This window comes from Mycolicibacterium canariasense (genome assembly GCF_002101555.1).
Classification (GTDB): Bacteria; Actinomycetota; Actinomycetes; order Mycobacteriales; family Mycobacteriaceae; genus Mycobacterium; species Mycobacterium canariasense.
Map to the genome: position 1 here is coordinate 122,205 of NZ_LQOL01000111.1, position 24,013 is coordinate 146,217.

The following is a 24,013-nucleotide window of genomic DNA, read 5'->3' on the forward strand; positions in this document are numbered from 1 at the left end:
CAAGCGCGGGAACGCCCACTAGGAGTCGGCAGCTCTGCGATGACCGTGCTCGTCATCGACGCCGACCGCGTGTGCGCGGAAATCGTATCCATCATGCTGAGTTGGGAAGGTGCCGACGTCATCACTGCGCATGACGCGGCCGAAGCGCTGTCACTGGCACGCAGGCACCGCTTCGACGTGGCGATACTGGACCCCCGTCTCCCCGAAACGGATGCGTTGTCACTGCTGGGCACATTGCGGCAGGGCCAATCTGCACTGCCGGTACTCATGTTGGTTCCGACGGGATCAACCCGCGAACGGCTCACCCGGTTCGCCACGGGATTCGAGTACCTGACCAAACCGTTCTCGGTGGAGGAGCTTTCGCTGAAGTTGCGTATCTTGTTGTCGCGCGGGTCGTTTGGTTTGGAAGGTGGCCTGCCGGATATCGTTGTCGGCGATCTCGTGCTCAACGAGGAGGGTCGCGAGGTGACGCGCGCCGGGCGTGCGCTCGCTCTCAGGTACACCGAGTTCGAGCTGTTGCGCTACTTCATGCGAAATCCGCACCGGCTGCTGACAAAACAGCAGATATTGGCCAGGGTCTGGCCGTACGGATTCTCAGGACGCCCCAACATCGTCGAACTCTACGTGTCCAGTCTGCGTAAGAAGATCAATCAGGATGCAGCGCCGATGATCCATACGCTGCGGCTGAGCGGCTACATCCTGAAACCCGCGCTCGGCGATGACACGTCCCGAACTTCGTCGGACAAGCAGATCGACACCGGGAACTCACCGAGGTGACTGCTACCGAATCGCCGGCTTGATGATGTATCCGACGCCGCGCAGCGTGTGGATCATCGGCGCGTGACCGGAATCGATCTTCTTCCGCAGGTACGAGATGTACAACTCCACGACGCCCACGCGCCCACCGAAGTCGTGATCCCAGACCCGCTCGAGAATCTCGGTCTTGCTGACTACGCGGCGAGCGTTGTGCATCAGTATGCGGAGAACCTCGAACTCCCTGGACGTCAAGCGCACCGGTTGCCCGGCGCGAGTAACCTCGAAGCTGTCCTCGTCGAGAATCAGGTCTCCGACGACGATCCTGGCACTGCACTCGAGGATCGCCGCGCCAACGCGCCGGACCAGAGACCGAAGGCGCAGAATAAGCTCTTCTAGGCTGAACGGCTTCGTGACATAGTCGTCACTGCCCGCGCTCAAGCCCGCTAGTCGGTCTTCTACCGAATCGCGTGCCGTGAGCAGTAGCACCGGCAAATCCGGTTGCTCGGCGCGAAGATGCTGCATGACTTCCAAACCGTCCATATCGGGCAGCATCCCGTCCAGAACCACAACATCGGGCGGACGCCGGCGCGCCTCGGCGAGAGCCGACTTCCCGTCGGCCGCCGTCGACACGTGCCAACCCTCATAACGCAGCGCCATGGCGATCACCTCCGTCAATGCAGGCTCGTCGTCGACCACCAGCGCCTGCAAAGGTGATCCGTCGGGGCTGCACATAGGCACCTGCCTACCCCGCGCCTCTCGCCACGACAACGTATTCCCGTCTTCTGGTGCGCTCACCGCGCCATTGTCATTGATCGAGCTTGGCCCCACCTGTGCTTGGCATAGCGCACGGCTAGGAATGACACCGGAGATCAGATCACCGTACGTTCCGGTTAAGCGCATCGGATCCTCAACAAGACTGCTGCCGCGATACTCGTCACCGATGGGCTTGGATCGGAAACCGTGACACCGCTGGCGATTCCGTGCAACGCATCGACCGACGGCTCACGGCACTCGATGGGGTTGCCGTCGGTTGAGCTGTGTCGCTGTTCGCGACGTTCCACGTATACGACTGCGGCGTAAGGATGTTTCGATCCGTACGCCGCAGTCCGTCGACGTCAGGACGCGGGTGCTGACAGGTCGTACAGCGTGACGCCGTCCACCGTCTTCGCGGTGTAGTGCTGCTTGACCCAGTCCGAGATCTTGTCGGATTCCGACTTCGTTCCGGATCCGCCACCGAGAGAAGGCATTCCCGGCCGTGCCGACAGGTAGTAGTAGTAATGCACCAGTCCATCGCGGACGTACCCCTGGAACTGCTCCAAGGTCGGCGCCGGATCACCTCCGCCGAACCCACCGATCGGCATCACCGGATAACCGCTGGCCAGTTGGTAATCCGAGGCATCCATCGACCCGGTGGTCGCGGCGACCCACCTGTAAGCGCCGGCATTGGTCATCAACAGCCGCGACACTTCAGCGGATATCTCGCCCCCGCCGGTGCCGGGTGCAGAAATACCCGACTTGTCAGCGGAAGCACCGGCACCGCCCCCGGGGGACCATGGCATCCGACCGTTCTTCGCCGACGGACCTGCGGTGATCACGGAACCGCTGTGCGCTGTGGTCAGGGTCTGGATGCTGTACGCCACCGGTCCTGCCATGGCGGCGGCCACGGCCAACCCTGCTGCGATCACCTTGAGGTTACGGACGTCGGTCAGGCCGGGCCGGATCAGCGAGGCGAGCAGCAAGCCGACCGCCACTGCACCTGTGGCCACGACGACCCATCGCAACCACGGCAGGAAATCGGGTGCCCTGCTCAGCAGCACCCAGGCCCAGGCCGCAGTCACACCGGCGACCATGGCCAACACTGCAGTCACCCAGCGCTTCTTGCGGTTACGCCACAGGTGCGTCACGCCGATGCCCACCAAGGCGGCCACGGCCGGCGACAGCGCGACGGTGTAGTAGTCGTGAAAGATCCCCGACATGAAGCTGAACGTCAGCGCCGTGACGACCAGCCATCCGCCCCAAGCGAGGTAGGAGGCGCGCTTGAGGTCGGTCCTGGCCGCCCGTCCGCACAGCACGAGCCCCGCGACCAGCAGCACCAATGCCGCCGGCAACAGCCAGGAGATCTGGGTACCTGATTCGGTGGTGAACAACCGCGTGATGCCGGCCTGACCGAACGCCGGGCCACCGGACCCACCAGGACCGCCATGGCCCATACCCGTGGGCAGCCCGCCACCACCGCCGGCACTGCCGCCGAGGATTCGACCGAGTCCGTTGTAGCCGAGGGTGAGTTGCAGGAAGCTGTTGTTCGACGAACCTCCGATGTAGGGGCGATCGGACTTCGGCCAGAATTCGACGAGCGCAACCCACCACCCGGCGGCCGCGATGGCGGCCGCCAGCCCGGCGATCAGTTGAACGATTCGCGTCCGCAACCGGGGCGGCGCAGCGACCAGATAGGCGATGCCCAGGCCCGGCAGGATCAGCATGACCTGCAGCTGCTTGGTGAGGAATCCGAAGCCGATCAGCCCACCGCACAACACGACCCATCGGGTGCGCCCACTGTCGATGCCGCGCAGCAGCGCCCAGGTCGCGGCCACCATCAGGAATACCAACAGGGCATCGGGATTGTCGTAGCGGAACATCAGCGTGGCCACGGGTGTCAGCGCGAGTACCGCACCGGAGATCAGTCCCGCACCTGGACCGAAAGGCCTTCGCACCGTGGCGTATACCAATGCCACCGACGCCACACCCAGCAGCACTTGCGGTATCTGAAGGGCCCAGGAGTTCATGCCGAACAGGCGGGTGCTGATCTCCATGACCCACAGCGATGCGGGTGGCTTGTCGACCGTGATCGAGTTGCCTGCATCCGAGGAACCGAACAGGAATGCCTTCCAGCTCTCGGTCCCCGCCTGCACGGCGGCAGCGTAGAAGGAGTTGCCCCAGCCGTTACGACTGAGCCCGATGGTCCAACACACGGCCGTGGACAGGAGCAGCGCGACGAGACCGGGCCGGGCCCAACGCGGATCCACCGGGTCACCTCGTTCTGCAGCGTCGCCAGTGCAATCGGTCGTGTCTACTGCAGTAGTCATAGTTACTCTCCGGTGACGTTGGGGGCTGAAATCAGCGGTTCGGGTGAAAGACCCACGAGCGCAGCACAATGAAGCGCAGCACGGTGGCGACCAGGTTGGCCGCGATGAGCACGCCCAACTCGAGCCAGTGCGGGGTGGGGTGGACCAGCGCGTGAATACTGGCCAGCGATCCGCCGGTGATCAGCAGTGCCATCCCGAAGACCAGCAGACCCTCACCGTGATGTCGGGCGCGGCCCTGCTGCCCGCGGATGCCGAAGGTGAATCGCCGGTTGGCCGCGGTGTTGACGACCGCCGTCACGAGCAGCGCCACGAAATTGGCCGTTTGCGGTCCCACCGCGGTGTGCAGCGCGCTGAAGATGAGCAGATACGCCAGGGTGCTGATGACGCCGATCGCTCCGAAGGTTGCCAGTTGACAGATCGTTCCGCGCATCGGGGCGACGTGTTCCCGGCCGACACGTAGGTCCGCTGTCACCTCGTCGACCGGGATGCGGCCCAAGGCGAAGCCCTTCCGCATTCTGGCAATCCCTTTGAGGTCGGCGGTGGCGGTCGCGACGATGTCGACCCGGCTGTCGGGGTCGTCGACCCAATCCACCGGCACCTCGTGGATGCGCAGGCCGGCACGCTCGGCCAGCACCAGCAATTCGGTGTCGAAGAACCATCCCGTGTCTGCAACCAGGGGCAGCAGCCGGTGTGCCACGTCGGCGCGGATCGCCTTGAAGCCGCACTGGGCATCGGAGAACCTCGCCGACAGAGTCGTCTTGAGAATCAAGTTGTAGCAGCGCGAGATCACCTCGCGCTTGGGGCCGCGGACCACCCGTGACGTGCGGGTCAGTCGGGTACCGATCGCCAGATCGGAATGACCGGAGATCAGCGGAGCCACCAGGGGGCCCAGTGCAGCGAGGTCAGTGGACAGGTCGACATCCATGTACGCCAACACCGGGGCGTCCGAAGTCGACCAAACGGCGTTCAGCGCGCGGCCGCGTCCCTTCTGCTCCAACCGGATCACCCGGACACCATCGAGTTCTTCGGCGAGATCAGCGGCGATGCGAGGGGTGTCGTCGATACTGGCGTTGTCGGCGATGGTGATGCGCACCGGGTAGGGCAGGTTTTCGGCCAGGTAACGGTGCAGCCGATGCACCGACCCCGACAAGGCCGCCTGCTCGTTATAGACGGGCACCACGACATCGAGAACCGGGACGCCGCGGCGGGCGGCATCGGCCAGCGCACCCGACCGCAAAGGCCCGGACACGCCGCTGTCGAGGGTCACGGAATCGATCGCCATCTTGGTCATGACAATGATCATGGATTCACGGCATGAGCGGGATATGGGACAGACATCTGCGAAAGCTGTGTGCTGTGACCGTGTCGGCAGAGGTGGCCGCGATGTACGGGTCAGCCCACTATGCGTCGTCCTGCGGAGCTGGCGAGCCCCGGCGTGGGGATGATGAACACCAGCTGCCGCAGGGCGTCAATCGATGCCTGCCAGCGTCGCCCGGGCCACCTGAGCAACGACGTCGGCCACCGCATGCCTGCGCCGCCAGGCCGCCAGGGCGCGACTGGCCCCGTTGCCGTCGGCGCGCACCCGGCGCAGTTCGGCGCACACCGTGTCGTAGTCGCCGACGGCCTGCAGCGCGGGCGTCACCGCCGTCAGCATCAGCTCCAGCATCTGTGGGGCGGGCACCAGCGCATGACTGTCGACCAGATCCAGCGCCGAGCCGCTCAAGCCGTCACGCGCGGCACGCCAATAAGCGGCGGTCAGCGCATGTCCGGACAGGGGTTTGACCGGCCGGTCGTGCTCGATATCGTCGAGCGCCGTCATCACCAACGCCCGCACCAGCGCCGCCAGCAGCACGGTGTCCCCGACGGTGGCCGGCACATCGGCCACCCGCACCTCGACGGTCGGAAACTTCGCCGACGGACGCACATCCCAATAGACCATGCCATCATCGAGCGCGGCGCCGGAGGCCCGCATGATCTCGACCAGTGCGTCGAAATCGGCGACGCTCTCGAAATGTGGCGGCGGGCCGGCGGTGGGCCAGCGCGCCCACAACACACTGCGCCAACTCGCATAACCGGTGTCGGCACTGCGATACACCGCCGAATTGGCCGACAACGCCAGCAGGGTCGGCAGCCACGGCCGCAGCCGATTACTCACGGCGATGGCCGTCTCCCGGTCCGGAACCGCCACGTGCACATGGCATCCGCAGATACCTTGCTCGTGCGCGATCATCCCGAACCGCTCCCCGATCTCCCGGTAGCGCGGCGTGTCGGTGAGCGGGAAGTGGTGCGGCACGCTCGGCGGTAACGCGACCGCCAGCAGTTGTGCACCGCCGTCGGACGCCGCCTGTGCCGCTCCTCGCCTCAGCGCGGCCAGTGCGGAGCGCAGTTCTTCGGCTCCGTGCGCCACCGGCGAGGTCGTCTCCACCTGACAACTGGTCAGCTCCAGTTGCAGCTCGATCCCGTGGCGTTCGGCATGGGCCGCCACTTCGCGATTGCGCGCAACGGGTTCGCCGGTACCGGGGTCGACGAGGAGGAACTCCTCCTCCACTCCGACCGTGGGATGTTCAGCCATACCCGGGTGTCCCCCTGCCCGGCAGGCGGCAAACCGTCATCACGACCACACCGTCAGCGACTTGAGGTGCGCAGCGTCCGGATGCGCTGGTCGCGCCGACCGGCCTCCCACTGCGCGCGCATACGGTCGAGCGTCTGCTCGCCCGCTCGGTCGATGTGCACGATGATCCGCAGCAGTGCGACGCCGGTCACCATCCCCGCGAGAAAGACGGCCGTTGCCATCATCGGACTCACTCCTCACGGTCGACTCAAGACTGTCGGTTGCTGGGATTCCCCGAATTGCGCCTCGTCAATCCTCGAGTCCGACGTGTCGGCGCTGTGACGCCGATCTGGGCGGCGCACGCTCCTTCGCCTGGATCCTGGCCGCCATACGTGCTGTGGGGCAACACCTGTCGGAGACCGGACACCGGAAAATCCCCCCTCCCAGGACTAGCACTCTCGGTATGAGAGTGCTAAAAAAGAGGTGCACAGTGATTTGGCTGCCCGCCGGGGTGGCGGGCTCTTAGCGACTGAGGAGGTGGATTGCTGTGCTCCGTTTCGATCCGTTCAACGACCTTGATGCCTTGACCCGGGGTCTACTCACCAACCAGACCGGATCAACCCGTACGCCCAGGTTCATGCCCATGGACCTGTGCAAGATCGACGACCACTACGTGCTGACCGCGGATCTGCCCGGAGTCGACCCCGGCTCGGTGGATGTCAACGTGGACAACGGCACGCTGACCATCTCGGCACACCGCACCGCGCGCTCCGACGAATCGGTCCAGTGGTTCGCCAACGAGAGGTTCTTCGGTAACTACCGCCGGCAGCTCTCCCTGGGCGAAGGTATCGACACATCAGCCATTTCGGCGACCTACGAGAACGGTGTGCTCACCGTGACGATCCCGTTGGCCGAGCGGGCCAAGCCGCGCAAGATCGACATCGCGCACGGCGGCGGCCAGAAGTCGATTCAGCCGACCACCGTCGACGCCGACTGAACGATGATCGCCGGGGTGGCAGACCAGCCACCCCGGCGGCTCACCCCCGGTCCAGCCGGAACCGCAGGTTGTTGCGCACGGCAGGCCATTCGATGTCCAGAATCGAATAGACGACGGTGTCCCGCCGCGACCCGTCGGCCTGCAGCTGATGGCTGCGCAGAATGCCGTCCTGCTTGGCTCCCAGCCGCTCGATGGCCGCCCGGCTGGTGGAGTTGAAGAAGTGCGTGCGGAATTCGACTGCCACACAGTTCAACTCGTCGAAGGCGTGGCCCAGCAACAGCAGCTTGGCCTCGGTGTTCACCCCGGTGCGGCGCACCGAAGCGCGGTACCAGGTGTGGCCGATCTCCAGGCGGCGGTTCGGCCCGTCGATGTGCAGATAGCTCGACGAGCCGGCCAGGGATCCGTCGAGGGTGCGCACCACGAACGGGAACAGGTCGCGATCGGATAACCGGGCGTGTACCCAGTCGGCGGCCGTCTGCGGTGACGGCGCGCTGGTGAACCACAGGCCACCCGGGTCTCCGTCGGACGCAGCGTCCACGATCTCGTCGGTATGGTCGACGGTCAGTGGCTCCAACCTCACCCAGCGTTGCCCGGTGAGGACCACCGGCGCCACGAAGCTCATACGGTCTCACCCCAGGCCACCACCATGGTCAGCACCGATAGCACGGCCGCGACGGCAACCGTCGCGGCGGCGAGGTAGAGCCCGTACCCGGCGGCGACCGGCGCGTGCACGTACAACCGGAAGTACCAGCCGATCAGCGCGCCGATGATCAACGAAAGAGACAGCGCGGCAGCAGAAGCCAGCCGGGGTGACAGTCGTCGGGCCGCCATCGCGGCCGCCACGATCAGCGTCGCGGCCAGCAGCACGATCAGCTGCCCGACGCCGAATCCGGGTGGCGGCACGTCGATACTGCCGGCCTTCCCACCGATCGCACTGGCGCGGCCGCCATGGGTGGTCAGCCACGGCAGCCATGCGCTGACGGCCACGACCAAGGCACACAGTGCCACCAGCCAGCCGGGACGCAGACGTGCCATACGGCTCAGGTTATCGGGTCGGTGACCGTAGTCTGGGTTGCCATGACCGATCTGCCCGACTGGGCTCGTCAACTGGACTTGGCTCCCCATCCGGAGGGGGGCTGGTACGCCGAGACCTGGCGTAGCGCGCTGACCATCCCGCCGTCGGCGCTGCCGCCGGAGTACACCGGGCCGCGCAGCGCGGGCACGGCGATCCTGTTCCTGCTGATGCCCGGTCAGCAGTCGGCCTGGCACACCGTACGCAGTGCCGAGTTGTGGCTGTATCACCGGGGCAGCCCGCTGATCCTGGAGGTCGGGCCGACCCAGGACGAAGCCACCGAGCTGCTCCTGGGCGCCGACATCGCCGCCGGCGAACAACCCCAGCTGATCGTCCCGCCGGGACATTGGCAGCGGGCGCGCCCCCGAGGTGATGAACCGAGCCTGGTCAGCTGTGTGGTGGTGCCCGGCTTCGACTTCGCCGACTTCGCACTGTCCGCTCCGAACCCTTAGATTTTCTGTGCATGCAGGGGCACATCATCGTGTGCGGCGCGGATGCGCTGGCCGAACGCATCGCCGGTGAGCTGCGCGGCGCCGGAGCTACCGTCGTTCCCCTGCAGGATCCGCGCGCCCTCGACACCGCTCACGTGCCGTCGGCCACCGCGGTCGTCTGTGTCGGCGAGGATGATGCCGTCAACCTCGAAATTGCGCTGCTGGCACGGCAACTCAGTCCGCGGGTACGGGTGGTGGCCCGGCTGGCCAACGGGGTGCTTCGGGAGGCCGTGGCGTACGGCAACGGTCCCGGGGCCATCCTCGACGTCGCCGATCTGGCCGCCCCGTCGGTGGTCGAGGCCTGCCTGTCCCGCACCACCCACACCATCGCGGTCGCCGGCATCGACTTCGTCGTCTCCGGTACCGAGGTGCCGCGGGGCGGAACCCTACGCGAGATCTACGGCGACCTGGCCCCGGTCGCGGTGATCCACCGCGATGCCTCGGTGACCGCCTGCCCCGGCAGGGATGTCACGGTGCATCAGGGTGACTGGACCGCCATGATCGGCACCGCAGACGAACTGGCCGCCCAGAACATCACGGTGTCGAAACCGCTCGCGCACAACAAGGTACGTCGGCCGTGGCGGCGGCTGAGCGACGCCGTGCGGGTGGTCCGCGACGACATCAACCCGATGTTCTACCGCGCGCTGGCGGTGTCGCTGACGCTGTTGATCGGGTCGACGGTGTTGCTGCGCTACACCTACCAGCGACCGCCGGGGATGAGCTGGATCGACGCCCTGTACTTCAGCACCGAGACCATCGCCACCGTCGGGTACGGCGATTTCAGTTTCATGGAACAACCCGCGTGGCTGCGACTGTGGGGTATCGGGCTGATGTTCGCCGGTGTCACCACCACCGCGATCCTGGTGGCGTTCATCGCCGATGTGCTGTTGTCGCGCCGCCTCGCCCAATCCGCGGGGCTGCGCCGGGCGCGGCACCTGCACAACCACGTCATCGTCGTCGGCCTCGGGTCGTTCGGCATCCGGGTGGTCGGTGACCTGGTGCGGGCCGGCTTCGACGTCGCCGTCATCGAACGCGACGAGGACAACCGCTTCCTGGCCACCGCCCGCGCCCTCGACGTGCCGATCGTCTTCGGCGACGCCACCGTGCGCGAGACGCTGGAGTCGGCCCGGGTGGGGCACGCCCGCGCGGTGGCCGTGCTGACCGCCAACGACATGGTCAACATCGAGACGGGCATCGTGCTGCGCGAGCACGCCCCCGACACGACCGTGGTGCTGCGGGTATACGACCGGGTGCTGGGCGCGGCGGTCGCGCAGCGCTTCGGTTTCGAGAACGTGCGCTCCACCGTCGAACTGGCCGCGCCGTGGTTCATCGGCGCCGCACTCGGCCTGCAGGTGTTGGGCACCTTCTCGGCCGGCCAGCATTCGTTCATGGTCGGCGGTGTCCGGGTGGAGACCGGCAGCGAACTGGACGGGGTGCGGATGGCCGACCTGTCCACCCAGACCCGCGTCATCGCGATCACCCGGCCCGGTGTCGCGACACGGCTGCATCCGCGTCGCGACACCCGGCTCAGCGCGGGCGACACCGCGTATCTGGTGGGCCCCTACCGGGAGCTGCTGGCCACGTTGAGCAAGGGGCAGGCTACGACAGCGACGACAGGTTGAAGCCCGCCCCGGTCGGGTCGGTGACCGCGGCCAGCCGGCCGTACGGGGTGTCCTCGGCCGCGCGCACCACGGCGCCGCCGTTGTCGACGATCAGCTGCTGGGTCTTGTCCACGTCCTCGGCGCCGAGGAAGAAGAACCAGTTCGACGGCTCACCGGCCGCCATGAACGCGGTGCCGTCCATCACCCCGAGCAGCTGCTGCCCGTCGAATACGGCCGTGCTGTACCGGAATTCGTCGGTGTCCCCGGCCACCTCGGTCTGCCAGCCGAACACCTGCACATAGAAGTCGAGCACCTTGGCGAAGTCCAGCGTCGTCAACTGGTGCCACACCGGCGCCCCGGCCACGCCGGTCACCTCGGTGCCCAGATGACCGGTGGGCTGCCACAGGCCCACCACCCCGCCGCTGGGATCCGACACCATCGCCATCCGGCCCTTGGCGGGGATGTCCATGGCGCCACCGCAGGTGTTGCCGCCGGCGGCGGTGACCTTGGCCAGGGTGGCGTCCACGTCGGCGGTGTGCAGGTAGGTGTTCCAGCGATCCGGCATGCCCCACTGCGGATCATTGGACATCAGCCCCGCGACGGGCTTGCCGTCGACGAAGGCGGTGACATAGCCGCCGTATTCGGGGCCGGAGCCTTCGAAGGTCCAGCCGAAGACGGTGCCGTAGAAGCGTTGCGCAGCCTCGATGTCCGAGGTGGTCAGGTCGATCCAGCAGGGTGCGCCAAGTGGAGTAGTCATGCCGGTGTTGACCGGCCGGGTGCGCGAAACTCATCGCGGGTCTCGTGTGTGCGGTTTCATCCGCGACGCGCCGGTCGGGCCGGATGAGTTCGCACATTCACCGGGCAACCGCGGGCCCGCAACGCCGCCGCGACGCGCGGCAGGAATCGCCGATCGCGAAGCAACCCGGCACTCACCCGGATGACGGTCCAGCCGAGATCCTCGAGCATGGCGGCGCGGTCGATGTCCCAGCTGCGCTGCTCGGCATCGGTCCAGTGTTGCGTGCCGTCGTATTCGACCGCGACGAGGTAGTCCGGCCAACCCATGTCCAGCCGGGCGACAACGTAGCCGTACTCATCGCGAATCTCGATCTGGGTATCGGGAACCGGAAAACCTGCCTGTACCAACGCCAGCCGGGTCAGGGATTCGTAGGGCGACTCCGCGCCGCCGTCGACCAGCGGTAGCACCTTGCGCAGTTGCACGCAGCCGCGCGCTCGGGCATACCGCTGCGCGACCTCGTCGATGTCGACGACCTTGACGTTCGTCGCCGCCATCAAGGCGTCGACACGCTGCACCGCCTCGCCGACGTCGCGTGCCCACCGGGCCAGATCGAAGGCCGTCCGAGCGGGCGTCGTCATCACCATCGGGCCGCCGGTCAGTTCGTCGGTGTGAAGGCGCTCCGTATGCACCGTGATCGACGGCGGCGGCCGGCGATTGCCGTGCAACAGTTGCGCCGGGTCAGCCGCATCGATCCACTTGGCGCCGAGCAGGGCAGCCGCCGACAGCCCGGCGATCACGCCGTCGCGGCCGGACCACAGCCACGCCGCGCGGGCGCGCTGCTGAGCCGACAGGTCGACACCGCGCGGCACCCACACCCCGGGGTAGACGGCTTCGTAGAACCGGCGCAACTCACGGAAGGTCAGTGCGCCGGCGTCCAGCGCCTCGGCGGCCCGAAACGGCCAGTCGATCGACTCCATGGCCCGACCATGGCAAGGCGGTCCGACGAACCGGCTCGGTCCGGGCCGGTTATCCACAGGGTTCGCGGCGCAAATGTGCGGTCTCATTCGCTCGACGCGGCGAGTCGCGGATGAAACCGCACACACGGGCCAGACCTAGGAGAAGAGCACCTTGAACTTGTGCAGCGACTCCTGGATATCGGAGCGCAGCGAGGCGGCCACCACCATGCCGATCGGCCCGAACAACGCAGGACCGCCCAGGTGGATGTCCAACTGGACCGCCGACCCGTCGGTCACCGGCTTGACCCTGGCGATCAGCTTGACCTTCACCCCGCCCTTGCCGTCCCCGTTGAGGGTCATCGACTCCGGCGGCTTGTAGTTCACGATCGTCCAGTTCACCCGGTTGGCCATGCCCTTGACCTCGACGATCGAGTCGATCTTGGTGCCCTTGTCCAGGGTGTCGGGCAGCGGCGAGCGCCAAACCCGGTGGATGCTCAGCCACTCGGGGAACCGGGACAGATCCGACGCGGCCTCCCACGCCTTCTCCGGCGCCAGCGGGACGTCGATGGAGACGGATAGCTTGGCCATCTACGCCTGGGTGTCGGGGTCGATGTTGTGCGCCGCGTTCTTGGCCGCTTCCTGCGCCTTGTCCACGATACCCTGGTACTTGTCGCCGGTCTTCTCGTCCACGATGTCGCCGACCTTGTCGATCGCGGCGTCCACCTTGTCTGCGTTCTCGGCGATCAGGTTCTTCGCCTTATCCAGAAAACTCATGGGCTCACCTTATCGCCACAGTTTGCGGGGCTCACCGGACAGTCGGCCCTGAATCCACCACAACACCTCCACCACGGTGGCCGCTACCACACCGATGCCCAGCGCCATCGACGTCAGCGCCGCATTGCTGGGATCGAGCATGAACTTCTCCTGGGCCAGCGGCAGCGCGAAGATGACCACGTAGGCCAGCGCCGACACCACCACCAGCGCCACCCGCCACCACTGGTAGGGGCGGGCCACCACGGCCAGTACCCACACCGCGCCCACCAGCAGGGTGATCAGCGCGGCCGTGGACGCCTGGGTCTGCTCGGCGGGTGTGGCGTTGCGGCCCTGATACGCCAGCAGGTAGCAGACGAAGGTGGCCAGCCCGACGACGACGCCGTTGGGCAGCGCGGAGGTCATCACCCGGCGGACGAAGCCGGAATGGGCACGCTCGTTGTTCGGCGCCAGCGACAGGATGAACGCCGGGATGCCGATGGTGAACCAGGCGGCGATGGTGACGTGGATCGGCTGGAACGGGTACAGCAGCGGATCGGAGCCGAAGATCTTGGCCGACAGCCCGCCCAGTCCCACCAGCGCCGCCAGCAGCACCGAGTACACCGTCTTGGTGAGGAACAGGTTGGAGACCCGTTCGATATTGCCGATCACCCGCCGGCCCTCACCGACGACGTAGGGCAGCGTGGCGAACTTATTGTCCAGCAACACGATCTGGGCCACCGCACGCGACGCCGAGCTGCCCGACCCCATGGCCACGCCGATATCGGCATCCTTGAGCGCCAGCACGTCGTTGACACCGTCGCCGGTCATCGCGACGGTGTGCCCGCGGGACTGCAACGCGTGCACCATGGCGCGCTTCTGGTCAGGACGGACCCGGCCGAAGGTGGTGTATTCGTCCAGCGCGTCGGCCAGCTCATCCGGTTCCTGGGGCAGCCGGCGAGCATCGAGGGTTTCGCCGTGCAGGCCCAGCGTGCCGGCCACCGCACCGACCGACACCGCGTTGTCGCCGGAGATCACCTTCACCGAGACCTTCTGTGAGGCAAAGTAATCCAGCGTGTCTCGGGCGTCGGGGCGGACGCGTTGTTCCAGCACGACCAGGGCGACGGGCGTGACGGTGCCCGGCGCGTTCGGGGCGTCCACCGCGACATCCGACGAACCGAGCAGCAGCACCCGCAGGCCGTGTGCCCCGATCCGTTCGGCCTGTTCGGCCTCGGCGGACGCCGGGTCGAGCAGTACGTCGGGGGCGCCGATGACCCAGTTGCCGTGTTCGCCGTAGGAGGCACCGCTCCACTTGGTGGCGGATTTGAACGGCGCCGACGCGGTCTGGGACCAGCCGGGCGGCATCTTGTAGGCCTCGGCGATGGCGGCCATGCTGGCGTTGGGGCGGGCGTCGTCGGCGGCCAGCTGGGCCAGCACCGTGGCCACGTCCTCGTCAGTCAGCGACTTGAGCTCGCTGACGCGCATACCGTTCTCGGTCAGGGTGCCGGTCTTGTCGGCGCACACGACGTCGACGCGGGCCAGGCCCTCGATGGCGGGCAGCTCCTGCACCAGGCACTGCCGGCGGCCCAGCCGCACCACACCGACGGCGAAGGCGATCGAGGTCATCAGCACCAGACCTTCGGGGACCATCGGCACCAGCGCCCCGACCATGCGCAGCACCGATTCGCGCCAGCCGACATCGGTGGTGAACAGCTGGGTGTAGATGATCAGCGCGCCGGCCGGCCACAGCAGATAGGTGATGAACTGCAGGATCTTGTTGATGCCACTGCGCAATTCGGATTTCACCAGGGTGAACTTGCTGGCCTCCTCGGCTAGCTTGGCCGCGTAGGCCTCGCGCCCCACCTTGGTGGCCCGGTAGGCCCCACTGCCGGCCACCACGAAACTGCCCGACATGACGTGATCGCCGGGATCCTTCTGGATGGGATCGGCCTCACCGGTGAGCAACGATTCGTCCACCTCGAGGTTGGTCTCCTCCAACACCTCACCGTCGACGATGATCTGGTCACCGGAACCGAGTTCGATGATGTCGTCGAGGACGACCTCGTTGGGGGTGAGCTCTCTGGTCCCGGACTGCCTGCGCACCAACGGTTTCGTCTGCCCGACGATCGCCAGCCGGTCCAGGGTCTGTTTGGCGCGCAGCTCCTGGATGATGCCGATGGCCGAGTTCGCGACGATCAGCAGGCCGAACAACCCGTTGATCACCGAGCCGGTGGCCAGCACGATGACGAACAGCACGCCGAGGATCGCGTTGATGCGGGTGAACACGTTGGCGCGCACGATCTCCGACACACTGCGCGCGGCGCGGGTGGGCACGTCGTTGGTGTGCCCGTCGGCCACCCGCTGGGCGACCTCGGTGTCGGAAAGGCCGCTGATCACTGCAGTCACTGATACCGCCTTCTCTTCACGCAAGCGCTCATCGCAAGAACACCGCGTCGTCGTAGTACTCCAGCGTGAGCTTCGCCCCGTCGAAGGTCGCCTTGGAAAGGCTGCCCGGCGGCGAATTCTCGGTGATCATCGTGAACGTGAACGTGTTGCCGTCCCAATGCGTCAGGTCGACGGTGTCCCCGCGCGGCCCCAGACGCAGTGTGAGTCGGCCGTCGCGCTCCGCCACCACGGCCGTACCCCAGTAGTCGTTGCGGTAGCTGCCGGCATAACTCGACAGGGGTTGGGCGGGTGCGGGGTGTGCCGGGGGCTGCTGCCCCACCAGCGACCCGACCGGGTCCGACAGCGCCGACAGCGCCGGGTGATACAGCCCGTACCAATCCTCGCGCACCGCGCCGAACTGGACCAGGTCGGCGAATTCGGCGGTGAGCGCCTCGGCGACACCGGACGGGGTGGCATTGGTCAGCGCGACGATCCCCACATCGGCGGACGGCAGCAGCAGGATGTTCGTCCCGGCACCGAGCTGGAACGCACCGGAATGGCTGAGTTGTACGCGCGCCGCCGAGGTGGTCCCGACGTTGAACCCGAAACCGTAGGAGCCCGAACGCATCGCGGGCTCCGACGGTGGATTGGACACCACTTGCGGGCTGAGCGCGGGCAGCAGCGCCTTCGGGTCGACGATCGGCCGGCCCTGGTAGCTGCCGTTCGCCAGCACCATGGACAGCCAGTGCGTCATGTCGTTGACCGACGAGCTGGCCCCGCCGGCCGGGGCCTGCTGGTCGGCATCCCGGACGAACTTCGGCTGATAGCCGCCGTCGATGCGGATATGCCCCACGGCGCGGTCCTCACGGGCCTCGTAATCGGCGAACCGGAAACTGGTGGAGGTCATGCCGAGCGGGCCGAACAGCGCGTCCTGGCCCAGTTGGTCCCATGGCTTCCCGGCCGCCGTGGCCACCGCCTCGGCGCCGGCGGTCAAGCCGAAGTTGGTGTAGGCGTAGGAGATCCGGAAGGGGTCCAGCGGCAAGCCGCGCAGTTTCTCCAGCACCGCACGGCGGTCGTAGCCCAGGTCTTCGAGCAGATCACCGGCGTGGTCGGGCAGGCCGGAACGGTGGGAGAACAGATCGCCGACGGTCACCATGCGGGTGACGGCGGGATCCGACAGCGCGAACCAGGGCAGCTTGTCGACGACGGGGGTGTCCCAGCCGATCGTGTGTTCGCCGACCTGGTGGGCCACCACGGTGGCGCTCAGCGGTTTGGACACCGAGGCCAGCTGGAACACGGTATCCGGCCCCACCTTGTTGGCCGCATCGTCACCGGCGCGATTGTCCTTCACCCCGAAGCCCTTGGCGTACACCGTCTTTCCGCCGTGCACCACCGCCACCGCCAGACCGGGGATACCGGACGTGCGCATCAGCTCCTCGGCGATACCGTCCAGATTGCCGACGGCGTTCTCGACGGCATTGTCGGGCAAGGTCATTGCCGGGACCAGCGGGGGCGGTACCCCGGGCGGCGCCGACTTCGGGGCGTCAACGGTCTGCGGCGCCGCGCAGCCGGCCAGCAGGGTGACAGCCGCGATGCCCAGCAGTATCCGTCTCACAGGCAAGCACGCTAGCCGCTCAACGACCGCCACCATGCGTCTATCGGCCGCCCCGTCGCGGCGGCGTCCACCCGCTGGCCCGGTTTGGGCGCCGCGACCGTCACCCCTTCGGCCGACGCGGCGGTCAGCAGCCGCTCGACGGGTTCGGACCACGGGTGCGGCGCCAGCCGGAAGGTGGCCCAGTGGATGGGCACGAACAGGCCGGTGTCGGTGACGTCGCGGTGGGCGCGGACGGCGTCTTCGGGGTTCATGTGGATATCGGGCCAGCCGGGGTGATAGGCGCCGATCGGCATCAGCGTCAGGTCGAACGGACCGTAGTCGGTGCCGATCGCGGCGAAGCCGTTGGTGTAGCCGGTGTCGCCGCCGAAGAAGGCGCGGTGCCGCGGCCCGACCACCGCCCACGACGACCACAGCGTGGTGTTGCGGGTGAAGAACCGGCCCGAGAAGTGCCGGGCCGGGGTGCACACCAGGGTGAGCTCGCCCAGCGTGGCGCTTTCGTCCCAGTCCAGTTCGACGATCCGCTCCGGCGGGATACCCCAGGTGCGCAGGTGTGCGCCGATGCCCAGCGGGACGTAGAACTTGGCCCGCTGGGACCGGGCCAAGCCCTTGATGGTGTCGATGTCCAGGTGGTCGTAGTGGTCGTGGCTGATGATCACCGCGTCGATGGCGGGCAGCGCGTCCAACTCCGCCGGCACGGGGTGCAGCCGCTGCGGGCCGACAGCGCGGGACGGCGAGCAGCGCTCGCTCCACACCGGGTCGGCCAGCACCCGATAGCCGTCGACCTCGATGATCACCGAGGAGTGGCCGTACCAGGTGGCCGCCAGGTCGGTGGCCGGAGCGGTCGAGGTCGGCCGGATCAGGGGAATCTCGCCGGCCGGGCGCTGGCGTCGTCCCCCGGACAACAGGTCACGGACCAGCACCCACTGTTCCTGCCTGGTCAACTGCACCTCGGAGGCCGGTTCGCGGTTGACGAACGTGCCGCCGCGGTAGTTCGGGGACGCCTTCGCCGCGGTACCGATATCGGCGGCGCCCAGCGACTCGGGTGCCCCGCGCAGCGCGCGCAGCACCCAGCCGCCGGCCACCAGCGCCGCGGTGCCACCGACCACCCGGGCCGCTTCGGCGATCATCAGGCACCCAGGAAGTTAGGCGGCCGCTTCTCGAACCGGGCCACCTGGGCTTCGATGACGTCCGGGCTGGCCCATGCCTTGTTGAACAACCGGGTGTGGTCACCGCGCACGTTGTCGTAGGCGCCGTCGTCGTTGAGCACCCGCTTGGAGTGGGCGATGGACAGCGGGGCGTAGCCGGCGATCTCGGCGGCCCATCCCTGCGCGTCGGCCAGGGTGCCGGTCCGGTTGACCATCCCGGTCATCAGCGCGGTCTCCAGATCCAATCGCTCGGCGGCGATCAGCATGCCGCGGGCGCGGCCGTGCCCCACCAGCGACACCAGCCGGCGGATGCTCCAGTTGTCCAGCGCCAAGCCGTATTTGGCGATCGGGAATTGGAAGTAGGCGCTCGGGGCGGCCACCCGCAGATCGCAGATCATCGCCAGGATGACACCGGCGCCGATCGCCGGGCCGTTGAGCGCGGCGATGATCGGCACCGGGCTGGCGTCGATCGCGAGGTTGAGCGCCAGCGCCTTGTCGGGCAGATCCTTGGCCACCCCCTCGGCGTCGGACAGGTCGGCACCCGCGCTGAACACGGTGCCCTGCCCGGTGAGCACGATGGCCCGGACATCAAGCGCACTGGCTTTCTCGATCTCTTCACGCAGCCCGTCGACGAGTGCGCCGTTGAGCGCATTGCGCCGCTCGGCGCGCTGCATTTCCAGGGTCAGGACTTTGCCGTCCCGCGTCACACCGATCATGGTCGCCAGCCTATATAGGTTCGTCCGGGAGCTCCTTGGTGCCGGGTTTGTGCGTCCCGATCCGCCCTGATCGGCGGGTCGGGGATGAATCCGCACATCCGCGGCCGACTACCCTCATCCTGTGAGCCGCAGCCCAGCCCTCGCTGTCCGCGACGCCGTCCTCGACCGGGGATCGTTCCGCAGCTGGGACGCCCCGCCGCTGCAGGTGCCCACCTCGGCGGCGTACCGCAAGGAACTCGACGACGCGCGCGCCAAATCCGGGCTGGACGAATCGGTGATCACCGGCGAGGGCACCGTACGGGGCCGCCGCGTCGCGGTGCTGGCCTGCGAGTTCGATTTCCTGGCCGGTTCCATCGGGGTGGCCGCGGCCGAGCGCATCACCGCGGCGATCCAGCGGGCCACCGCCGAACGGCTGCCGCTGCTGGCCTCCCCCAGCTCGGGCGGCACCCGGATGCAGGAGGGCACGGTGGCCTTCCTGCAGATGGTGAAGATCGCCGCGGCCGTCGAACTGCACAAGCGCGCGCACCTGCCCTACATCGTCTATCTGCGCCACCCCACCACCGGCGGTGTCTTCGCGTCCTGGGGGTCGCTGGGGCATGTCACCGCCGCCGAGCCGGGCGCCCTGATCGGCTTCCTGGGGCCCCGGGTCTACGAGCACCTCTACGGTGAGCCGTTCCCGCCGGGCGTCCAGACCGCGGAGAACCTGTTCCGGCACGGGGTGATCGACGGAGTGGTCCCGGTCGACGCGCTGCGCGGGGTGCTCGACCGCACCCTGTCGGTGTTGTGCGATCCGCCCGGACCAGCCCCCGAGGCGCCCGCGTTGCAGCCGATCCCCGATATCCCGGCGTGGGAGTCGGTGACGGCGTCGCGGCGCCCCGATCGTCCCAACGCCGAGTTCGTGCTGCGCCACGGCAGCACGAACGCGGTGCCCCTGTCCGGCGGCGGGGGCACCGGGCAGATGCTGTTGGCGCTGACCCGGTTCGGCGGCCAGCCGGCGGTGGTCCTCGGGCAGCAGCGGATGGGGACGCTGGGCCCAGCCGCCTTGCGGGAGGCCCGGCGCGGGATGGCGCTCGCGGTCGGCTTACGGCTGCCGCTGGTCTCGATCATCGACACCAGCGGCCCGGCGCTGTCGGCCGAGGCCGAACAGGGTGGGCTGGCCGGCGAGATCGCCCGCTGCCTGGCCGAATTGGTGACGCTGGACACCCCGACGGTGTCGGTGCTGCTCGGTCAGGGCAGCGGCGGACCGGCGCTGGCCATGGTGCCCGCCGATCGGGTGCTGGCCGCCCAGCACGGCTGGCTGGCGCCGCTCCCGCCGGAAGGGGCCAGCGCCATCGTCTTCCGCGATACCAGTCACGCGCCGGAGTTATCTGCGGCACAGGGCATTCGGTCGTCCGACCTGCTGCGCGACGGGATCGTGGACGTCATCGTCGACGAGCGCAACGACGCGGCCGACGAGCCGCTGGCCTTCACCGCCCGGTTGTCGGCGACCATCGCCGCCGAACTGCACCGGTTGCGCACCATGCCCGAGGCCGAACGGCTCGGCCTGCGGCTGCACCGCTACCGGCAGATCGGGCTCACACCTCGATAGGCGGTTTGAGCCGCTCCATGGTGTACTGCCGATCCCGGCGGGCCGCGAACGAGCTGGCCGCCAGCGACGCCACCAGCACCCCGGACAGCACCGCGATCGCGATCCACAGCCGCGAGTCGATCCCGCCGGCGATGAGTTGACGCAGGCCGTTGACGGCATAGGTCATCGGGTCGACGGGGTGCAGTATCTGGAACGGTTTCGCGGTGGTCTCCACCGGATAGATGCCGCCGGCCGAAACCAGTTGCAGCATCAGGAAAGCCAGTGTCACCACCCGCCCGACCGACACGCCGAACAGCGCGTTGAAGGCCTGGATCAGTGCCAGGAAGGTGGCCACGATGAGCAGCAGAAAGCCCACCGTCGCGATCGGGTACCGGGCATTCAACCCGACGCCGAAGTGCACCACCAGGTACATCACCGCCACCTGGCACACCGTGATGAGCAAGGCGGGCCAGTACGACGCCAGCACCACCCGCAACGCGCCGAGGCCGTTGACGATGGGCCGGGACTGCATCGGCTTGAGCAGCATCCAGATGATCAATGCACCGATGAACAGCGCCAGCGGCAGGAAGAACGGCGCGAAGCCGGTACCGAAGGTCGCCGCGGCGTTGTGGGTTTCGATGTTCAGGGCCACCGGCGCGGCGAGGGTCTTGGCCACCTGGGTGCGCTGCTGGGGCGTCCAGGACGGCACCTGGGTGGACCCCTCTTTCAGTTTGGTCGCCAGTTCTTGACTGCCGGCCCGCAGCTTGCTGGTGCCCGCGGCGAGTTGAGTTGCCCCGGTGGACAATTGGCTGCCGCCGTTGGCCAGCTGCACCAACCCGTTGTTCAACTTGCGGGCGCCGCTGTCCAGCTGATGCACCCCGTCGCGCAGTTTCACCACGTCGGCGCGCAGTCCCCCGTTGAGCGCGCGGGTGAGGAACACCCGCAGTTTGCTGTTCGGGTCACCCAACTCGTTCTCCAGTTGGGTTGCGCTGTCGCGCAACTTGTTCAGACCGTCGTCGGTGGTGGGATCGATACCCTTGGCGCGCAGCAGCCGCTGCGCGCCGGCCAGCACGTCACCGGCGTCGCGCACCGTCGGGTCGGGATTGGCCTGCAGCATGCCGACGGTCTGGTCCACGATGGCCGCGGCCTGCGCCTGGTCGATGTTGAGCGCGGCGATGCGGTCGGTGGTCGAGCGCACCGCACCCGAGAGCCGGGACGCCAGGAAGCCGACCTCGTCGGGGTCCAGCCCCAGATCGCCGACCCGGTCCAGCATGGTGATCAGCGGACCGGTGGCGGTGTCGACGGAGCTGGACAGCTGCCGGGTGCCGGCGGCCAGCTGCGCCGAGCCGTCCCGGGCGGTCACCAACCCCGCGGTCAGGGCGCCGGCGCCGTCGGCCAGTTTGTGTGCGCCGTCGTCGGCGGCCGCGGTGCCCGCGGCCAGCTGGCCTGCCCCGTCGGCCGCCTTGACGAGTCCGGCACCCGCGTCGGTCAGCCCGGTCAGCACGGTGCCCAGCGTGCGCTGCCCGATGCTTGCGTTCACCTGGTTGATCACCTCACGGGCGGCGTTCTGCCCGATGATCGAACCCAGATAGTTGTTCGCGTCGTTGAAGGTGAACCGGATCTGCGCCTGCTCGGGCGATCCGCCCGATGGTGAGGCGATATCGGCGCTGAAGTCCGGGGGCAGCGTCACCGAGAAGTGGTACTTGCCGCTGGACACCCCGGCCGCGGCCTCGGCGGCCGACACCCGGTGCAGCTGCAGCTGCCCCGAATCGACAAGGGCGTCGGCCACTTCCGCGCCGGCGCGGACCTGTTGTCCGTCCACGCTCGCGCCGGTGTCCTCGTTCACCAGGGCCACCGGGATCTTGTTCACCTCATTGAACGGATTCCAGAAGGCCCACAAGTACATCGCGCCGTACAACAGCGGCATCAGGATGACGGTGACCAGCGCGATGCGCGGTAACGCACCCCGGGAGAACCGCTTCAGATCGGTGCCAAGAGACATTCCGGCAAGCACGGTTTACTCACTCCCCACGTTGAGCTGGGCACGGACCCGTTCGTCGGCGACGCCGTTGATGGTGGCGGTGACGACGGTTTGGTTCTCCCCCAGCGCGATGAGCCGCTGCAGCACGATCTCGCGGTTCCCGTCGTCGGTGATGTGGTCGAGGTTGCCGACCACCAGCAGCGGCGGCGTCGCCGTGTTGGCCAACGCGATCCGCATCAGGGTCTGCTCGAGTTCGGTGAGCTCGTCGAAATAGGACGTCAGCGACGGCAGCGGCACATCGCCGAACACCGGGGCGCACAACCGCGCGAGGTCGTCGGGGCCGGCCTGGCCGATGAAGCGATACCAGGGTGCGTCCCAGCGCATCTGCTCAGTGACCAGGTCACGCACGGTCACCGATTCGGCGACCCGGTCCAGTTCGTCGATGCAGGCCAGGGCCGACACCGCGAAGATCTCGCTGGCCGCGCTGTGCCCGAATACCGTGACCTGTCCGTGCACGGGTTTCATCCGGCCGGCCAGCGTCATCAGCAGGGCGGTGCGGCCGGTGCCGGTCGGATAGACCAGCACGCTGACGCCGCCGGCCTCGACGTCCAGGTCGATCGGGCCGTAGACCGGGCCCCATGGCCCTCGCATCGTGATACCGCGGGCGGTGACTGCCGAAGCTGCTTCTGCCACTGAGCCATCTCAACACACCCGCGGCCCGTGGCGTCGTACTAACCGCCGTGCAGATAGGCACCGAACAGGCTCAGCAGATTCACGCTGCGCCACCAGATCAATACCGCGAACAGCGCCAGCAACCCGACGGCCATCGAGGTTTGGATCAGATTCCGTTGTGCGCGTGGCGCATACACCAGTCCTGCCGACACTGCGCCGCCGGTCAGCAGGCCACCGAGGTGGCCCTGCCAGCTGATGGCACCCGAACCCATCAGGGGGCCGACGAAGGTGAAGGCCAGGTTCAGCACGATCAACCCGACGACCCATTTGACGTCGAGACGTAGCTTGCGCGACACCACGAACGTCGCCCCGAACAATCCGAACACCGCGCCGGAGGCGCCGGCCGTGGCCGTGTTCAACGGTGCGATGAGGAACACCAACACCGAACCGCCCAACGCGGACAGCCCGTACAGCGTCCCGAAACGGGCGCGGCCCAGCAGCCGCTCCAGCGGCGGGCCGATGACGTACAGCGCCCACATGTTGAACAGGATGTGCGCGAGGCCGTAGTGCAGGAAGGCCGACGTGACCAGGCGGTAGTACTCGCCGCTGGCGACGGCGGGCGGCCACAACGTCAGGCGGCTCTCCACGTCGGGGGCGGCCACCTGCAGGACGAACATCAGCACGTTGATCGCGATCAGCGTGTACGTGACGTACGGGGTGTCCCCGGCCGGCCGGCCACCGAAACGCCCTTCGGCCCGACGTACCGTGGCCGCCCCCGCGTTCACGCACTCCACGCACTGGTGCCCCACCGCCGCGTCCCTCATGCAGTCCGGGCAGATGTACCGCCCGCAGCGGGTGCACCGGATGTAGGACGGCCGGCTCGGGTGGCGGTAGCAGACAGGGGCCTGCGGCGGCATCTGCTGCGGTGGGACGGTCATG

General features: G+C 67.8%; 23 protein-coding genes. 5 read left to right on the plus strand and 18 right to left on the minus strand.

Translation table 11 applies throughout. From position 1 onward, the window contains the following. The first annotated feature begins 39 nt into the window (after positions 1 to 39). A complete protein-coding gene (locus tag AWB94_RS33705) occupies positions 40 to 777 on the plus strand; it encodes a response regulator transcription factor (protein ID WP_064961394.1) in 738 nt (245 codons plus the stop codon). A 3-nt stretch (positions 778 to 780) separates the two neighbouring features. On the opposite strand, the gene AWB94_RS33710 is transcribed toward AWB94_RS33705, so the two are convergent. The 5 genes from AWB94_RS33710 to AWB94_RS35430 all read right to left on the minus strand — a co-directional run bounded on the left by AWB94_RS33710 (position 781) and on the right by AWB94_RS35430 (position 6,632). Further along, the gene (locus AWB94_RS33710) at positions 781 to 1,488 is read right to left on the minus strand and encodes a response regulator transcription factor (protein WP_062659482.1); all 708 of its coding nucleotides are present in this window, start codon (positions 1,486 to 1,488) and stop codon (positions 781 to 783) included. A gap of 383 nt (positions 1,489 to 1,871) precedes the next feature. Beyond that, positions 1,872 to 3,779 carry an ArnT family glycosyltransferase gene (locus AWB94_RS33715; RefSeq protein WP_062659483.1) on the minus strand — a complete coding sequence of 636 codons (1,908 nt, stop codon included), beginning with the start codon at positions 3,777 to 3,779 and terminating at the stop codon, positions 1,872 to 1,874. A gap of 91 nt (positions 3,780 to 3,870) precedes the next feature. Further along, positions 3,871 to 5,130: a bifunctional glycosyltransferase family 2/GtrA family protein gene (locus AWB94_RS33720; RefSeq protein WP_062659518.1), complete on the minus strand. Its 1,260-nt coding sequence runs from the start codon at positions 5,128 to 5,130 to the stop codon at positions 3,871 to 3,873. 177 nt (positions 5,131 to 5,307) lie between these two features. Beyond that, the gene (locus tag AWB94_RS33725; protein WP_062659484.1) at positions 5,308 to 6,411 is read right to left on the minus strand and encodes a glutamate--cysteine ligase; all 1,104 of its coding nucleotides are present in this window, start codon (positions 6,409 to 6,411) and stop codon (positions 5,308 to 5,310) included. Between the two features lie 53 nt (positions 6,412 to 6,464). Then, positions 6,465 to 6,632, minus strand: a complete 168-nt coding sequence (locus tag AWB94_RS35430; protein ID WP_206779538.1) for a hypothetical protein — start codon at positions 6,630 to 6,632, stop codon at positions 6,465 to 6,467. 305 nt (positions 6,633 to 6,937) lie between these two features. Here AWB94_RS35430 and AWB94_RS33730 point away from each other — a divergent pair, with 305 nt between their 5' ends. Then, entirely contained in the window at positions 6,938 to 7,387 is a 450-nt protein-coding gene (locus tag AWB94_RS33730; RefSeq protein WP_062659485.1) for an Hsp20/alpha crystallin family protein, read from the plus strand. 40 nt (positions 7,388 to 7,427) lie between these two features. Here the strand turns inward: AWB94_RS33730 and AWB94_RS33735 are convergent, their stop codons facing one another. Continuing rightward, positions 7,428 to 8,009, minus strand: coding sequence for a GNAT family N-acetyltransferase (locus AWB94_RS33735; protein WP_062659486.1), 582 nt, complete (start codon positions 8,007 to 8,009; stop codon positions 7,428 to 7,430). Beyond that, positions 8,006 to 8,422 (minus strand): hypothetical protein, encoded by a 417-nt coding sequence (locus tag AWB94_RS33740; protein ID WP_062659487.1) that lies wholly within the window; start codon positions 8,420 to 8,422, stop codon positions 8,006 to 8,008. The genes AWB94_RS33735 and AWB94_RS33740 overlap by 4 nt, the downstream gene beginning before the upstream one ends. Positions 8,423 to 8,464: 42 nt before the next feature. On the opposite strand from AWB94_RS33740, the gene AWB94_RS33745 reads away from it, so the two are divergent. Both AWB94_RS33745 and AWB94_RS33750 read left to right on the plus strand, forming a co-directional pair. Further along, entirely contained in the window at positions 8,465 to 8,911 is a 447-nt protein-coding gene (locus tag AWB94_RS33745; RefSeq protein WP_062659488.1) for a cupin domain-containing protein, read from the plus strand. Positions 8,912 to 8,922: 11 nt separating this feature from the next. Then, positions 8,923 to 10,572, plus strand: a complete 1,650-nt coding sequence (locus tag AWB94_RS33750) for an NAD-binding protein (RefSeq protein ID WP_062659489.1) — start codon at positions 8,923 to 8,925, stop codon at positions 10,570 to 10,572. Here AWB94_RS33750 and AWB94_RS33755 read toward each other — a convergent pair. The 8 genes from AWB94_RS33755 to AWB94_RS33790 all read right to left on the minus strand — a co-directional run bounded on the left by AWB94_RS33755 (position 10,550) and on the right by AWB94_RS33790 (position 18,854). Beyond that, positions 10,550 to 11,308: a VOC family protein gene (locus tag AWB94_RS33755; protein ID WP_062659490.1), complete on the minus strand. Its 759-nt coding sequence runs from the start codon at positions 11,306 to 11,308 to the stop codon at positions 10,550 to 10,552. The genes AWB94_RS33750 and AWB94_RS33755 overlap by 23 nt on opposite strands. A 56-nt stretch (positions 11,309 to 11,364) precedes the next feature. Beyond that, complete coding sequence (locus tag AWB94_RS33760; RefSeq protein WP_062659491.1) at positions 11,365 to 12,264, minus strand: DUF559 domain-containing protein; 900 nt, start codon at positions 12,262 to 12,264, stop codon at positions 11,365 to 11,367. Between the two features lie 135 nt (positions 12,265 to 12,399). Further along, on the minus strand, positions 12,400 to 12,831 hold the full coding sequence (locus tag AWB94_RS33765; RefSeq protein ID WP_062659492.1) for a type II toxin-antitoxin system Rv0910 family toxin: 432 nt from the start codon (positions 12,829 to 12,831) through the stop codon (positions 12,400 to 12,402). Continuing rightward, the gene (locus AWB94_RS33770) at positions 12,832 to 13,017 is read right to left on the minus strand and encodes an antitoxin (RefSeq protein WP_062659493.1); all 186 of its coding nucleotides are present in this window, start codon (positions 13,015 to 13,017) and stop codon (positions 12,832 to 12,834) included. Between the two features lie 9 nt (positions 13,018 to 13,026). After that, the gene (locus tag AWB94_RS33775) at positions 13,027 to 15,390 is read right to left on the minus strand and encodes a cation-translocating P-type ATPase (protein ID WP_201029621.1); all 2,364 of its coding nucleotides are present in this window, start codon (positions 15,388 to 15,390) and stop codon (positions 13,027 to 13,029) included. Between the two features lie 37 nt (positions 15,391 to 15,427). Next, positions 15,428 to 17,029 carry a serine hydrolase gene (locus tag AWB94_RS33780; RefSeq protein ID WP_062659495.1) on the minus strand — a complete coding sequence of 534 codons (1,602 nt, stop codon included), beginning with the start codon at positions 17,027 to 17,029 and terminating at the stop codon, positions 15,428 to 15,430. Continuing rightward, a complete protein-coding gene (locus AWB94_RS33785) occupies positions 17,005 to 18,120 on the minus strand; it encodes an MBL fold metallo-hydrolase (protein WP_062659496.1) in 1,116 nt (371 codons plus the stop codon). Before AWB94_RS33785 ends, AWB94_RS33780 begins: the two co-directional genes overlap by 25 nt. Further along, entirely contained in the window at positions 18,120 to 18,854 is a 735-nt protein-coding gene (locus AWB94_RS33790; RefSeq protein ID WP_062659497.1) for an enoyl-CoA hydratase, read from the minus strand. Before AWB94_RS33790 ends, AWB94_RS33785 begins: the two co-directional genes overlap by 1 nt. Before the next feature lie 121 nt (positions 18,855 to 18,975). On the opposite strand from AWB94_RS33790, the gene AWB94_RS33795 reads away from it, so the two are divergent. Next, positions 18,976 to 20,442, plus strand: coding sequence for a carboxyl transferase domain-containing protein (locus AWB94_RS33795; protein WP_062659498.1), 1,467 nt, complete (start codon positions 18,976 to 18,978; stop codon positions 20,440 to 20,442). Here AWB94_RS33795 and AWB94_RS33800 read toward each other — a convergent pair. From AWB94_RS33800 to AWB94_RS33810, 3 genes are all read right to left on the minus strand, one after another. Next, positions 20,429 to 22,423 (minus strand): YhgE/Pip domain-containing protein, encoded by a 1,995-nt coding sequence (locus tag AWB94_RS33800; RefSeq protein ID WP_062659499.1) that lies wholly within the window; start codon positions 22,421 to 22,423, stop codon positions 20,429 to 20,431. The two genes, AWB94_RS33795 and AWB94_RS33800, sit on opposite strands and share 14 nt — an antisense overlap. 15 nt (positions 22,424 to 22,438) lie before the next feature. After that, positions 22,439 to 23,053 carry an ATP-binding cassette domain-containing protein gene (locus tag AWB94_RS33805; RefSeq protein ID WP_109762595.1) on the minus strand — a complete coding sequence of 205 codons (615 nt, stop codon included), beginning with the start codon at positions 23,051 to 23,053 and terminating at the stop codon, positions 22,439 to 22,441. A gap of 80 nt (positions 23,054 to 23,133) precedes the next feature. Then, positions 23,134 to 24,012, minus strand: coding sequence for a rhomboid family intramembrane serine protease (locus AWB94_RS33810; protein WP_084395485.1), 879 nt, complete (start codon positions 24,010 to 24,012; stop codon positions 23,134 to 23,136). Position 24,013 lies beyond the last annotated feature (1 nt).